Here is a 12603-nt window from a genome sequence, read left to right as displayed (position 1 = left end):
CGCCGGCCGAGGCGGGCGGCGACCTGGCGCCAGCCGCGCGGGCGGCGGCCGAGGCCGCCGAGGCCGGGCTGCGCGCGACGGCGCCGCTGCGCGCCCGCCGGGGCCGCGCCTCCTACCTGGGCGAGCGCAGCGTGGGCCACGAGGACCCGGGAGCCGCCTCCACCGCCCTGCTCCAGCGCGCGCTGGCGGACGCGGCGGCGCGCCCGGCCGGGTGAGACGGCGGCGGACGCCCCGCACCGGCCCGGTCGCCGTGCCGCGGCACGGCGGCGCGGCCGGGCGGAACGGCCGGTGGCCGTCACTCGTCGCCGCGCGGCAGCAGCGGGCCGAGCGGCCCGAGGTCGAGGTTGAGATCGTCCACCGACAGGCCGTACCGCTCGCGCAGCTCCCCCATCCGGTCCTCCAGCAGCATGAGCGTCATCCCGATGCGCTCCTCCTGCTCCTCGGAGAGGTCGCCCTGGTCGACGCGGCGCAGCGCCTGGCGCTCCATCAGCTGCCGGATGAGTTCGATGACGGTGAGCACGAGCTTCATCAGGTCGCGCTCGACGGTGTCGGGGTCGGTGCGCAGCCGGGCCGCGGCCCCGGGGGAGCGGCGGTCGAGGGCGCGCCCCACCGCCTCGCGCGGGGCCCGCTCGTCCTCGTCCGCCGCGCGCTCCCGTCGCGGGGGACCTCCGGTGGCCGCACGGTCGCGCTCAGGGGCCATCCGGCGGCTCCTCCCGGCCGGCCGGGCGCACCCCCACCAGCGGGTGGCCGTGCCGCCAGGGGGACGGCACGTCCTCGTTGATGGAGGAGACCAGCGCCCGCAGCGAGACCCGGACGAGGTCGACATCGGCGATGGAGATCGTCAGATCGCCGCCGATCACCACACCCGTGGCGAGCACCCGGTCGAGCAGGTCGACCAGGGATATCTCGCGATTGGCGAGCGGGTGGTCCTCGTCGACCGTGCGTGCGAGCGCGTCCCGCGGCCCGGGGAAACCGGGCTGCGTTCCGGGCGGGAAGGCGTCGCCGGTCACGGTCCCTCCCGGCGCGGCGGCACGGGTTCGCGGGGCTCCCGTGGGCCGTCGGCGGGTTCGGACCCGGTGGGCTCGTCGGCCATCGAGGCGAACGAGTACGGGGCCCACGGCCCGGAGACCTCCACCCGGGTTCCCTCGGGAGCCGCGTCCTGGAGCCGCGCCACCGTGTCCAGGAACGGCCGCCGCCGCTCGGTCGCGACGAGGTAGGCGGCGTTCAGCACGTTCTCGCCACGCGTTCCACCCAGCCGGGCGGGCTGCGGCCGGTGCAGTTCCCGGGCGTCGGCGAGGACGCGCAGCGCGCCGTCGACCTCGCCGACGAGCTCGGTCGCGTGCTGCCAGGTGTCGTCGTGCCGCTGCCGCTGCTCGCGCCGGCGCCGCAGGTACGCCTGGCCCGGTCTCTCGCTCTCCCGCTCCCCCTTCGGGGCGGCGGAGGCCGGGGCCCGCGCGCCGGCGGGGTCGGCGTACACCTTGACCCCCCACTCGACCCGCCCGGCCAGCCGGTCGAGCGCGGCCCCGAAGCGGGCGCGGCCGGTGCGCAGCACCTCGCGGATCCGGTCGTCGCCGCGGTAGACGGTGGCCAGCCGCAGCGGCAGCGTGACGGCGTGCCGGGCGACCTCGTCGACCACCCGGTTGTGGGCGCGTGCCACGTCCGCCAGCCAGTCGAGGTCCTCCAGGTTCGCCTTGAGGGCGTCCTCGTCGTACTCGTGCAGCGGCACGTCGCTGGCCACCGCGACCAGGTCGTCCTCGGCGACCAGGTGGACGGGGTGACCTCCCACGCCGCGCAGTTCCCGCACGGCGTCGGCCGGGAAGGGGCGGGTCAGCGCGTACACGTACCCGGCCCGGTCGCTCCGGCTCATCGTTCACGCTCCTCGGCCTCCCGGCGGGGCCGGACCGCCGCGCGGGCGGCGCCGGGCTCGCCGGCGCGCAACGGGGGCGCCTCCTCGCCCTCCAGAGCGGCGATCCTGTCCCGCAGCCGGCGGTTCTCCAGCGCCAGGTCGTCCTCCTCACGGGCCGCGGCGGACGACAGGGCGGGATCGTGCTCCCACCAGTCGATCCCCATTTCGCGCGCCTTGTCGACGGAGGCGACCAGCAGGCGCAGTTTGATGGTGAGCAGTTCGATGTCGAGCAGGTTGATCTTGATGTCGCCGGCGATGACGACCCCCTTGTCGAGGACACGCTCCAGGACGTCGGCGAGGTTGGTTCCACCCGTCGTCGAGGTCTGCACCGTCCCCGTCTCGCTACGCCACGGCGCCGGTTCGGTCACCTGCCTGCCTCCTTCCCGTCAGCCGCCGGGCGCGCCGGCCGTGTCCGGTGACTCAGCGGGCGCGGCGCCGGCGCGGCGCGGGCTCCTCCTCGCGCTCGCCCGCCTCCTCGTACTCGCCTTCTTCCTCGTACTCGTCGGCGTCCTGGTACTCGTCCTCCGCGGATTCCGCGTCGCCTGCCGTCTCGCGGCGCGCCGCGGGCACGCGGCGGCGCGGGCGCTCCTCCTCGGCTTCCTCGTACTCGCCCTCCGCCGGCTCGTACTCCTCCTCCTGCGCACGCTCCTCCTCGGCGACGGCGTCCTCGTGTGAACGGACGACCTCGTGGTCGCGGATCTCGCCGCGCCACCCCTCGACCGGTTCGTCGCGGTCGCGCATCATCATGTGCCGGCGGAAGTGCTTGAGGTCCAGGCGGAGCCGGCGGCCCTGGGCGCGCCAGAGGTTCGCGGTCTTCTCGACGAAGCCCTTCGGCTCGTACTCGACCACCACGAGGACCTTGGTCAGGTCGTCGGTGATGGCGTGAAAGGTGACGGCGCCCCGGACGATGCCCTTGTCCCCCTCCGAGGTCCAGGAGATGCGCTCGTCGGGGATCTGCTCCGTGATGCGCGCCTGCCAGCTGCGCGTGGAGAGGAAGATCCGCGCCGTCCAGTTCGAGGAGATCTCGTCGGTCTGCTCGACGGAGTGGACGCCCTTGGCGAAGTGGCTGAAGTCCCCGTACCTGGTCCACTGGTCGTAGACGGTGCGGAGCGGCACGCCGATGTCGATGTCCTCGACGATGTTGATCGGCCGCCGCCCGCCGCGCCCGCCGCGCAGCCGCTTCAGCACGCCGCCCACACCCCCTTTGAGCGCCTGCCCGCCCAGGACACCGAGCAGACCGCCCGGCTTGCCCTCGACGAGCTTCTTGCCGCCTTTCAGAAGGGCGCCGGCCGCGTCGCCGCCCCCGCCGCCGATCCGGTCGACCCGCCGGACCAGCGCGTCGGCGGCCGATCCGATGAGTTTGCTCGACTTCGCCGCGGCGTACCGTTCGAACTCGTGCATCAGCCGCTCGGTGGCGGGGTTGCGGCCGGCCCGCTCCCGGATCCGCCCGAGTGGCCCGTTCGCCTGATCAGCCACGGTCCTCGCCTCCTCGGTCGCCGCCCCGCCTGGGCCGCGGCGGCTGGGCACGGGTGCCGGTGGCGCGCCGGGCGGCGGTCGAGGCGCGTCCGGCGGTGCGGCTCGCCGCCCGGGTGGCGGTCGCGCGCGCACGCTCCCGTCCGCGTTCCCCGGCGTCATCGGCGCCGCGCCGGCCGGCGGTCGCGGGTTCCGGCTCCCGCTCCCCGGCGGGCTCCTCCTCCGTCTCCTCCGCGCGCTCCTCGTCCGTGACGTCCTCCAGCGCGTCGCTGCGGCGGCGCAGCGCGTCGGCGGCCCGGTCGATCCAGTTGGTGGCCAGCAGTCCGGCGGCGTCACGCCCGGCGGACAGCAGTTCGTCCTTGGCCTGCCCGCGCAGTTCGTCGACGACCGGCAGCCCCCCGATCTCCGCCTTGAGGTCGGCGAGCAGCCGCTGCGGATTGACGCCGAGTCGGCGGAAGGCCAGCCAGCCGGCCAGCATGACGGCCAGCCTCAGCTTGCGGCGCCGGCCGAGCAGGTATCCGCCCCCGATGGCCAGCACGATCTCCGCGGTTCCACGCATGTTCCCTCGCTCTCAGCCCGTCCCGCCTGCGGCGCGATGGGCCTGGGACTCCTCCAGCCGGTCGAGAAGCTCCTCCTCCAGACGCTCGAACTCCTTCTCGGTCAGCTCGCCGTCGTCGAGGCGCCGGGACAGTTCGGCGAGCTGCCGGCGGATGACGGCGGGGTCGTAGTACTGCCGCTCGGCCTCCTGGATGACGCGCCGGATGGTCCACTCCGCGACGCGGACGGGTGCGAGCGGCAGCGTGACGATGGCGCTGATCAGCCCCATGGCCGGCTCCTTCCGTACGGCGGCTCACTGCTCCTGGCGCGGCCGGGGCGCCACGAAGCTGTAGGGCGGAAGCGGCTCGCTGACGCGTACCTCCATCAGTCCGGCGGTCGCGGCGCGCAGTTCCTCCACGGCCGCCCCCACCTCCCGGATCCGGGGCCTGTCCACCAGCAGCGAGACGTTGGCGACGCAGCCGTCGACGGGTGGTCCGGGCGCGAGGCGTTCGGCGTGCGCGCTCAGCGCCTCCATGATGCGGTCGGCGTCGCGGCCGCGCAGCCGCTCCAGTGCGTTGGCCACCCGCTCCCCGAAGGCGATCCGCTCGTCGTAGCTGCCGCCGCCGGCCACGCGCAGCGCCTCGTTGGCCGCCCGCAGCTCCGGATCGCCGAGCAGCGCCTCGCGCAGGGCCGCCTCCTCCAGGTAGGCGGCCTTCACGTTGATCTCCACGCGGCCGTCGAGCTCCGCCAGTTCCGTCCGGTAGTACTCCTCCGACCGCTCCAGTTCCGCCAGCACGGCGTCCTCGTTCTCGGCGACGGCCCCGAACCGCATCGGCAGCACCGTGCCCTGGTCGGTCAGCCGGCGCAGGACGCGCTGATGCGCCTCCAGGTCGCGCCGCCTGGCCCGCAGATTCTCCGGCGCGGTGCTCGTGACGGCCGCCAGTCCGGCCGCGCGCAGCACGCGCACCGGCTCGGCGGGCTCACCGACCCCCTTCTCCCCCTCGATGTCCAGCGGGTGGTCGTCGCGGGTGATCGCGTACACGTAGCAGCTCATCGGTCGGACTCCCTCCGGGCCCGCGGGCGTTCACTCCGCTGCCGCGGCGCCCGCGCGGGCTCCCGCTCGGCCTCCTCCTCGCGGTCCCGCACCCGCTCGCGCAGCGTCTCCCCGATGGCCTGGGCCGCTCCGGTCAGCGCGCCCTTGCTCTTGCCCTCGGCGCCCTTCTCGGTCATCTCGCCCACCATCTCGGGGAGCGTCTCGGACTTCGTGGCGGCGGTGAGGTCGAGGCGGTTGCAGGCTTCGGCGAATCGCAGATAGGTGTCGACGCTGGCGACGACGATGCGGACGTCGACGGTCAGGATCTCGATTCCGACGAGCGACACCCGCGCGAAGACGTCGATGACCAGCCCCTTGTCCAGGATGAGGTCCACCACGTCGTAGAGGCTGCCGGACGGGGCAGGGCTTCCTCCGGGCGTCTGCTGCACTATTGTCATGGCTGTCGCGCTCCTCTGTCGGCTGTACTGCCGCCGCCGTTCGGGAGATCGGTGACCGGTCTCAGGCCGGAAGCGCCGCCCCTCGGCCGCCCCTCAGGCGCGGTCGGCGCGTCCGCGCGGGTAGGACCGGATCCGTCGGTATCCGGCCACCTCTCCGTCCTCGTCGAGATCGACGGTGTAGGTGGCCAGTACGCTCACGGAGTCGGGTACCCGTCTCATCTCCAGAACCTCCAACGTGACGGTCCACCCGTCCCCGGTCCGTTCCAGCCCCGACACGGATTCCACGGGGATCCCGGTCAGCTCCTCGAACTCCTCCCGAGCGGCCCGGACACGCTCCCGAACCGGCAGCCGCCGCCCGCCCCCGCGGGTGCCGGCGCCTTGCTCGTCCCCCATGGGCTCCTCTTTGTCTCGGCCCGTCCCGGTCGATATCCGTACGCAAACCGCCCTACCGCCGCACTGGCGGACCAAAACCTCGTTTGACCTCAAATACAGCAAAACATGGATGTATACCCATATCGCCCGCGACTGACCACGAACGGTAGCCGGGGCGAGGTTCGCCCACTGGCAGATCGGCCGAGGCCCCCTGAGGAATGGCTTCGGTGCGATCTCGTGGGCCGGTGTCACGGAAGTCGGCGAACTCCTCGGCCCCTGAATTGTCGGGGCAGGACGGTAAAGTCCAGGCGGTACGCCGCCATATCAGAAATGATCACCGCGAGGTTCCCGAAAAATGGACGCTGATCCCATAGCGCACATCACGCGGCTGCTGGATCCCCTGCTGCCCCTGGACGAGGACGCCGGCGCCCAGACGCTGGACCGATACCACTGGCAGGCCAAAACGGCGGCCGCCCGCATCTTCGAGGAACTCCACCAAGGAATCGCAGCGAAACAGCGGCGTGCCAGGTCGCCGCGGTGGTGGATCGTATGTGAGATCGGCGAGGACTGGATCTTCTTCCGGGAGACCCCGGCAGGAGGACCATCGCACGGCGAGTTCGTCTCCGCGAAGCATCATGATCCTGGTACCCGACCGTGGTCATTCCGCGATTTCGTGACCGACGGGGGAATCGCCCATCTCTACCGCTCGTGGTGGCGGACAGGCCGCTCTTTTCGATGCCGCCTGGTGACCAATCACCGACCGCATGACAGGAAAGCCCGCGATCTCCTGCGGGTAGCCGAACTGGTCGGCCCGGATGGCAACGTTCCCCCGGAGCATGCCGAACTCGTCGCCGAGGTCGTGACGGCGCTCGAACGCGCACTCCGCCATGCCTGTCAGGGGACCGCTTTCCACGGTCCCGGCCCACTCCCCGATCGGGACCCGTGGCCAGAGGGAGCAGCCCAGTTCCGGAAGACGGTGCAGGCGTTCGTGTCCGCTCTGTCGTTCGAATGCGAATTCCCGGAGCGGACGTTCGTGGACGACGTCGCGCCGAACCGGTACGTCGGCCGCCTCCTGCCGCGCTCCGACCTCAGCCGCGAGGAGATCTGGCAGGCCGTCGTGCACCTGGTGGCGACCAAGATGGCCGGCAGCGCGCGGACGCCCCTGCCGGAGCTCTGGTTTCACGACGACCTTCAGGGCGGCAACCGGTCGAACCGGCGTACCGTCACGCGACGGACCATCGTCCCCGAAGAGGTCCACGAGCTGCTACGGCGCATGGCTCCCCGTCCCACATCGCCCCGCGCACCCCATGCGCCCCGGCAACTGCCGGCGGCCGTGCCCCGCCTCCTGGGCCGCCGCGAGCACCTTGCACGTCTCGACGAGGGGGCGCATCCGACGAGCCCACAGCGCCTCGCCGTCATCACCGGGCCGGCCGGCGTGGGCAAGACCGCGCTCGCCATCGCGTGGGCGAACCGGGCTCAGCACCGATTCCCCGACGGACAGCTCTTCCTGGACATGCAGGGGTACGCCCCCGATCACGCACCGCTGACTGCCAAGCTCGCCGTGGAGTACGTGCTGCACGCCCTGCAGCCTGAGATCAACGCCCTGCCGCCCACCGAATCGGCTCGTCTCGGGCGCTACCGGGATCTCATGGCGACCCGGCGGGTGCTGCTCGTCCTCGACAACGCGATCGACCTCGACCACGTCCGCCCGTTGCTCGGCGTGACCGACGGCAGCTTCGTCGTCGTCACCAGCAGACATCAGTCAGGTGGTTGCATGAGCCAGAACATCGCTGCCGACATCGCCCTCCGCCCTCTCCCGGCCAATGCGGCGCGAACGCTCCTCGCCGAGTACGTTCCCGCCGCCCGCCTCGATGCCGAACCGCAGGCGGCGCGGCGCCTGATCGCGTTCTGCGGCGGGCTCCCGCTGGCCATCGGCATCCTCGGCGCACGGCTGTGCCGGCTCCCGAATACACCGCTCTCCGCCATCGCCGACGGCATCGCAGAGGCATCCGACCGACTGGACTTCCTCACCGCCGGCTCCCCGCGGGATAGCATCCGCGGCGTGTTCTCCTGGTCCTACGCCGCCTTGGAGGCGGACGGCCAACGCGCTTTCCGGCTCATAGCGACCGCCCCTGGACCGGATATCGACGCCGAGGCCGCCGCTGTCCTGCTGGGAACCCGCGTCGGAACGATCCTGGCCCCGCTGGTGCAGATGAACCTGCTGGAGGAGCCCACGTTCAATCGATTCCGGATGCACGACCTGGTGCGGGCCTATGCGATCGACATGTGCCGGGATGACGAGACGTTCCGTCAAGAGGCCGCCGTCGCGGCGAACCGGCTGATCGACCACTACATACGCTGTACCGAGGAAGCAGGGGACTGGCTGAACCGTCCCAGGGGCGAGGAGCCCGGTGCCCTGGCCTCCGACGAGGACACCGTGTTCCAGAACGGCGCGGTCGCCACCAGATGGCTCGCCGACCGGCTGCCCGTCCTACTGGACACGGTCGGGAGGACCTACCAGCTCGGCCGCCATACGGCCCTCTATCGTCTGGTCGACGCACTCGTCATCTACCTGTGGCGACAGGGACATTGGGCCGATTGCGAGAGGGTCCTGACGACCGCTCTGGACTCGGCACAACGTCACGGCGACGCGTCCGGTCAAGCACGTCTGCACGATTTGCTGTCGAACACGTACCGGCACATGGGGCGTTTCGACGCCAGTGTCCGGCATGCCGAAGCCGTCCTGCGCGTTCCGGGACGACAGCCCACCCTCGAAGAGCGGGCCGTCGGGCACTATGCCCTGGCCATGGCCCGTTCCTATGCCGCCGACGACACGGAAGACGCGGGAAAGGCGGATCGTTCCCACTGTGCCGCCATCGCCGCCTACCGGACGGCGTTGGACGCCTACCGTGGAATGCGGGACCGCTCAGGTGAAGCCCACGTGCTCAACGGCCTCGGCTGGAGCCTGGCCAGGACCGGTCAACACGGCGATGCGCTCCACCACTGCCGAGAAGCTCTGGCGATCCACCGGGAACTCCGCGAGCAGAACGGTGAGGCGGCCGCTCTCGACACTCTTGGCGAGATCCATCGCGGAAGCGGAAACCTCGCCGAAGCGGTCAGGTGCTACCGCGACTGCCTGGCCATCTACCGGAAACTCGAATATCCTCCGAACGAGGCACGAACCCTCGAAACAATCGGCGATATCCACTCTGAAAGCGGCGATCAGGATTCGGCGCTCCAGGCGTGGATAGAATCCGCGGACATTCTGACCCGGATCCACCATCCCGGCGCCGTGAATATCCAGAAGAAGATCGCCAAGGCTGGACTCCGGTAAATGATCACGGCAACCGGGAATCTCCCGTGATCGGTCCGGAAAATGTCGTACCCGGCTGCCAATATAAAAGGGCGCCGGGCGGAGACGAGGGCCGCCCAGCGCACACTGCCCCGTAGAACGCCGTCCGGGAAACCTCGATCCCGGCCGCGCCCATCCAGAAAGGGAGGACTGGATGCCTCGCCCGACCCACCCGAAGAAGCCGAAGTTCCACGCGACCACCTTCGTGCAGGCTGACCTGAGCTAGCGAACCCCGGGCGGGCGGCCGCAGCGTTCCGGCCGCCCGCCCGGACCGCTGCGGATGTCGACGATAAGGAAGGTCACGAATTCCGCAGCTCGTTCCAGCGGTCCGCCACCTTACGCACGAGTTGGTCGCCTCGGCGACTCGTGCGGGTGAGTTCGTCCAAGAGTTGCCGGTACGCCGCTGTTCCTTCGGCCGTCCGGCCCATCCCGACCAGCATTTCGGCGTGCTCGATCCGCAGGTCGACCACGAGACTCCTGTCGACGGGCCCGAACCGCCGCCCGGCCTCGGCGACGGCCTCGGCGAGCACGCGTTCGGCCTCCTGAGTACGGCCGGCCGCAGCCACCGAGCGTGCGTGCTCGGCGGCCTTCCGGAAGTCCGCCCGGGACCGCGCGTTCAGCCCGCGCTCCACCGAAGGAGCCGGCCGCACCCACGAGGTGTCCGGCGTCTGCTTCGGCACCGGCGGCGCACCAGGGTGCACGAACGGCCACCGGCAATCCGGCGGCGGCGCCCCGGTCAAGCGATCCCCGGGAGCCGGCAGGTGCGGGGCCAGGAGCCCGAAGACCTCTCGCGCGGTTGCGGGGCGATCGCCCGGGTCCTTCTCCAGCAGCCGCAGAGTCAGATCGTCCAGCCATTGGGGGACGGCGGGACGCAGTTCCCGTACGGGCCTGGGCCGTTCCTTCATATGCCGCTGCTGAAGAAGATACAGGGTTTCCTTCCCTTCCTCGGCGGTGGTTTCGGTGACGGGCTGTTCCGAGAACACGCCGCGCCCCGCCAGCATCTCGTAGAGAATGCATCCCATCGCATATACGTCGCTGGACGGTTCCTTCGCTCCACGCTCAATGTGCTCAGGCGCCTTGTATCCCGCCGTTCCCCATTCCTCGCGCGTGGATTCCGGCCGGGGCACGTCCGGCCGCAGTACCGACGCGATCCCGAAGTCCATGACCTTGAGGAAACCGTCATTCGACAACATGATGTTCTCGGGTTTGAGGTCCCGGTGCACCACGGGAACATCATGGGCCATTGCGAGCGCGGAAGCGAACTGGCCGGCGATCGCGACCGCGACCGAAACGTCGAAGGGCCAGTTTTTCTTCAGGTACTCCCGCAACGTGAGACCCTCGACGAATTCCATGACGAGGAAGTAGTTCCCGCTACGACCGTCCTCGCCAACGTCGTAGATGGCGGGCAGTCCGGCATGCGACAGGTGGGCCGTGGATTGCGCCTCCAGGCGGAATCGCGCAAGGATGTCAGCGGGCTGGTAATCGTCGGTTGGCGCATACACCTTTACCGCTACCGGGCGTGCCAGCGTGAGGTCCCACGCCTTCCAAACAACTCCCATCCCTCCTTTACCGGCACGGCACTGCAACTCATAACGCTGATTGATCTTGACGCCTGGCTTCATTCCGCTTCTCCACCACGATGAGAGTACCCGACACGCCGCCGCAACGCGGGCGCTCTGGCAAGTTAGCGCACACTCTGCCGCAAGTGGCAGTATTTCCGGCTAGGCGCGATCGAGGAGGATGGGGCGCATGGCGAAGTGGCAGACCCCCGAAGGGGTTGCCGGCTCAACCGAGTTGATCAGGGTGTTCAGCGGTTCCGTTCGCCCTCGTCAATGCCCGACCGAGATCGCGGTCAAGGCGCGGCCGCGCATGGCGCCCATGAATCGACCGGCCTGGAAGCGCAAGACACTTGAACTGAATCCAATTAAAGTGCTGATGTCGGTCCTAGATCTCGTCGAGCACGAAGAATTGGATCTCTGTGTGGCCCTATCCCGGCTTCCCACCCCGGGATCCGCCGGAGCCAAGTTGGCCGGCGAGTGGATCGCTCCCATTCATCCCGGGTTGCGGCGCTGGGTCGAGAGCGCGGCACGGAACTACCTTTCCGCGTTCCCCGGCGATACCGGCGGGCGCCTGCCACCCACCTGGCGCGCCATCCCGGACCCTTGGGTGGAACAGCATCGTCTCAGGACACCGGACCACCGCGGAGCGCTAACGTACGAGACCTGCGTGTGGGGGCGTCGCTACGAGTATCGGTCCGCCGACGGTCTGGTTCGCGAGCTCCGGTTGCCCACGATGAACAAGTCAGGGACGCGCACACGAGACCAAGCCGAGATCGCGGTGGCCGCCTTCGTCACGGCACGCGGCCGACGCGTCCTGGAACGGTGGTTCCCGAAGGAGGGGCGCTGTTACTCACTTCGCGAGGATCTGCCGCCTGAGGAGAACCAGCCGCCGGCGTACGTCCGCGTTGTCGAGGTGGGGTGCGGAGACGGCAAGCCGACCGTCCTGTTCGAAGGATCGTCGGCGGAGGCGGTGCAGCGGCACCGGAATCTGGCGCTTCCTGCGCTCGCGCAGGCCGTAGACGGTCACGGCTACCGGCCTGGATACGACTGCGACGACTGCAAGCTCCGAGTCGACTGCCGCGAACTTCCCCGCTCCCCCGGGCTGCTCGGCATCGAGGACCGGGAACGACCACGACGCTCCTGGTCGATCACCCAGGCCCGCTACTACGCCGTCTGCCCGGCCAAGGAGCACTTCCGCAGCTTGCTCCTTCCCGGGGACTTCGCGACGGAGAACAGTCCGGCGGCACTGCGGGGCAAGGCCGTGCACGCCTTCCTGGAGCGGCTGCACGGCAGAACACCGAGACGGCCGTGCTCTCCCGAGGACGCGCCGCCCGACCAGCAGACGTGGCAGGCGGCGGGCTGGCCCCTCACCGACGAGCAGGCCGAGCTCGCCTCCCGGATGGTCTCGCGGCACTGGCGCACCTGCCCGCTCCGCGGACTGGCCCCGGATGCGCGGATCGAGTCCGAGCGGGCGCTGGTCGTCGACGACCCCGCCGCCGATGTCCTGGTGACGGCGACACCCGACCTGCTCTACGAGCGGGGCGGGGTGTGGTTCTGGCGGGAGACCAAGACCTCGGCCGCCACGGCTTCGGCCGAAACCGTGCCGGAGCTGCTGGAAAGGTTTCCGCAATTGGCTCTCGCGGTACTCATGTTCGTGGCCGGCGTACGGCGAGGCGGTCGCAGGAGCATCGAGCTGGAAGTACTCCGCCCCGACTCCCCGGACATCCGGATCATCGATCCGTTCCATCCGCACCACGGGGAGCGTGCGCGAGAGATCGTGCACCGGTACGCGGCCGCCTGGCATGGAGACGGTCAGGCGGTCCCCAATCCGACCCCTGACGGCTGCGCGGCATGTGAGTTCCGCGCGTGGTGCCCGTGCCCGGCCGAGATGCCGGATGCCCACTGATTCCCCA

The 12603-nt window shown here is 70.6% G+C and carries 14 protein-coding genes; 3 read left to right on the top strand and 11 right to left on the bottom strand.

Annotated elements, in window-relative coordinates:
- A partial coding sequence (locus ACFQRF_RS13375; RefSeq protein ID WP_379871383.1) for a DAK2 domain-containing protein occupies positions 1-215 on the top strand: 215 nt, incomplete at its 5' end.
- Positions 216-295: 80 nt separating this feature from the next.
- On the opposite strand, the gene ACFQRF_RS13370 is transcribed toward ACFQRF_RS13375, so the two are convergent.
- The 10 genes from ACFQRF_RS13370 to ACFQRF_RS13325 all read right to left on the bottom strand — a co-directional run bounded on the left by ACFQRF_RS13370 (position 296) and on the right by ACFQRF_RS13325 (position 5800).
- Positions 296-700 carry a gas vesicle protein K gene (locus ACFQRF_RS13370; protein ID WP_379871382.1) on the bottom strand — a complete coding sequence of 135 codons (405 nt, stop codon included), beginning with the start codon at positions 698-700 and terminating at the stop codon, positions 296-298.
- Positions 690-1010, bottom strand: coding sequence for a gas vesicle protein (locus ACFQRF_RS13365; protein ID WP_379871381.1), 321 nt, complete (start codon positions 1008-1010; stop codon positions 690-692). The genes ACFQRF_RS13370 and ACFQRF_RS13365 overlap by 11 nt, the downstream gene beginning before the upstream one ends.
- Entirely contained in the window at positions 1007-1867 is an 861-nt protein-coding gene (locus tag ACFQRF_RS13360; RefSeq protein WP_379871380.1) for a GvpL/GvpF family gas vesicle protein, read from the bottom strand. The genes ACFQRF_RS13365 and ACFQRF_RS13360 overlap by 4 nt, the downstream gene beginning before the upstream one ends.
- Complete coding sequence (locus ACFQRF_RS13355; RefSeq protein ID WP_379871379.1) at positions 1864-2274, bottom strand: gas vesicle protein; 411 nt, start codon at positions 2272-2274, stop codon at positions 1864-1866. The genes ACFQRF_RS13360 and ACFQRF_RS13355 overlap by 4 nt, the downstream gene beginning before the upstream one ends.
- A gap of 52 nt (positions 2275-2326) precedes the next feature.
- Complete coding sequence (locus ACFQRF_RS13350) at positions 2327-3382, bottom strand: SRPBCC family protein (RefSeq protein WP_379871378.1); 1056 nt, start codon at positions 3380-3382, stop codon at positions 2327-2329.
- Positions 3375-3938 carry a hypothetical protein gene (locus ACFQRF_RS13345; protein WP_379871377.1) on the bottom strand — a complete coding sequence of 188 codons (564 nt, stop codon included), beginning with the start codon at positions 3936-3938 and terminating at the stop codon, positions 3375-3377. Before ACFQRF_RS13345 ends, ACFQRF_RS13350 begins: the two co-directional genes overlap by 8 nt.
- Positions 3939-3950: 12 nt before the next feature.
- Complete coding sequence (gene ccmI / locus ACFQRF_RS13340) at positions 3951-4205, bottom strand: c-type cytochrome biogenesis protein CcmI (protein ID WP_379871376.1); 255 nt, start codon at positions 4203-4205, stop codon at positions 3951-3953.
- 24 nt (positions 4206-4229) lie between these two features.
- A complete protein-coding gene (locus tag ACFQRF_RS13335) occupies positions 4230-4970 on the bottom strand; it encodes a GvpL/GvpF family gas vesicle protein (protein ID WP_379871375.1) in 741 nt (246 codons plus the stop codon).
- Complete coding sequence (locus ACFQRF_RS13330) at positions 4967-5407, bottom strand: gas vesicle structural protein GvpA (RefSeq protein ID WP_379871374.1); 441 nt, start codon at positions 5405-5407, stop codon at positions 4967-4969. The genes ACFQRF_RS13335 and ACFQRF_RS13330 overlap by 4 nt, the downstream gene beginning before the upstream one ends.
- A gap of 93 nt (positions 5408-5500) precedes the next feature.
- The gene (locus ACFQRF_RS13325) at positions 5501-5800 is read right to left on the bottom strand and encodes a gas vesicle protein GvpO (RefSeq protein WP_379871373.1); all 300 of its coding nucleotides are present in this window, start codon (positions 5798-5800) and stop codon (positions 5501-5503) included.
- 334 nt (positions 5801-6134) lie between these two features.
- Here ACFQRF_RS13325 and ACFQRF_RS13320 point away from each other — a divergent pair, with 334 nt between their 5' ends.
- Complete coding sequence (locus ACFQRF_RS13320; protein ID WP_379871372.1) at positions 6135-9113, top strand: tetratricopeptide repeat protein; 2979 nt, start codon at positions 6135-6137, stop codon at positions 9111-9113.
- A 317-nt stretch (positions 9114-9430) separates the two neighbouring features.
- On the opposite strand, the gene ACFQRF_RS13315 is transcribed toward ACFQRF_RS13320, so the two are convergent.
- Positions 9431-10753: a serine/threonine-protein kinase gene (locus ACFQRF_RS13315; protein ID WP_379871371.1), complete on the bottom strand. Its 1323-nt coding sequence runs from the start codon at positions 10751-10753 to the stop codon at positions 9431-9433.
- Between the two features lie 127 nt (positions 10754-10880).
- Between ACFQRF_RS13315 and ACFQRF_RS13310 the strand changes: the two genes are divergently transcribed.
- Positions 10881-12596 (top strand): PD-(D/E)XK nuclease family protein, encoded by a 1716-nt coding sequence (locus ACFQRF_RS13310; RefSeq protein ID WP_379871370.1) that lies wholly within the window; start codon positions 10881-10883, stop codon positions 12594-12596.
- The last annotated feature ends 7 nt before the right edge of the window (positions 12597-12603 follow it).

The sequence above is a fragment of the Marinactinospora rubrisoli genome (assembly GCF_042664915.1).
GTDB lineage: Bacteria > Actinomycetota > Actinomycetes > Streptosporangiales > Streptosporangiaceae > Marinitenerispora > Marinitenerispora rubrisoli.
The sequence above is the reverse complement of the archived record's forward strand: the minus strand, read 5'-3'. Positions and strand labels throughout refer to the sequence as shown.

Coding starts and splice junctions, on each gene's coding strand:
- ACFQRF_RS13370 (WP_379871382.1), bottom strand. CDS start 700: ATGGCCCCTGAGCGCGACCGTGCGGCCACCGGAGGTCCCCCGCGACGG.
- ACFQRF_RS13360 (WP_379871380.1), bottom strand. CDS start 1,867: ATGAGCCGGAGCGACCGGGCCGGGTACGTGTACGCGCTGACCCGCCCC.
- ACFQRF_RS13345 (WP_379871377.1), bottom strand. CDS start 3,938: ATGCGTGGAACCGCGGAGATCGTGCTGGCCATCGGGGGCGGATACCTG.
- ccmI (WP_379871376.1), bottom strand. CDS start 4,205: ATGGGGCTGATCAGCGCCATCGTCACGCTGCCGCTCGCACCCGTCCGC.
- ACFQRF_RS13335 (WP_379871375.1), bottom strand. CDS start 4,970: ATGAGCTGCTACGTGTACGCGATCACCCGCGACGACCACCCGCTGGAC.
- ACFQRF_RS13330 (WP_379871374.1), bottom strand. CDS start 5,407: ATGACAATAGTGCAGCAGACGCCCGGAGGAAGCCCTGCCCCGTCCGGC.
- ACFQRF_RS13325 (WP_379871373.1), bottom strand. CDS start 5,800: ATGGGGGACGAGCAAGGCGCCGGCACCCGCGGGGGCGGGCGGCGGCTG.
- ACFQRF_RS13320 (WP_379871372.1), top strand. CDS start 6,135: ATGGACGCTGATCCCATAGCGCACATCACGCGGCTGCTGGATCCCCTG.
- ACFQRF_RS13315 (WP_379871371.1), bottom strand. CDS start 10,753: ATGAAGCCAGGCGTCAAGATCAATCAGCGTTATGAGTTGCAGTGCCGT.
- ACFQRF_RS13310 (WP_379871370.1), top strand. CDS start 10,881: ATGGCGAAGTGGCAGACCCCCGAAGGGGTTGCCGGCTCAACCGAGTTG.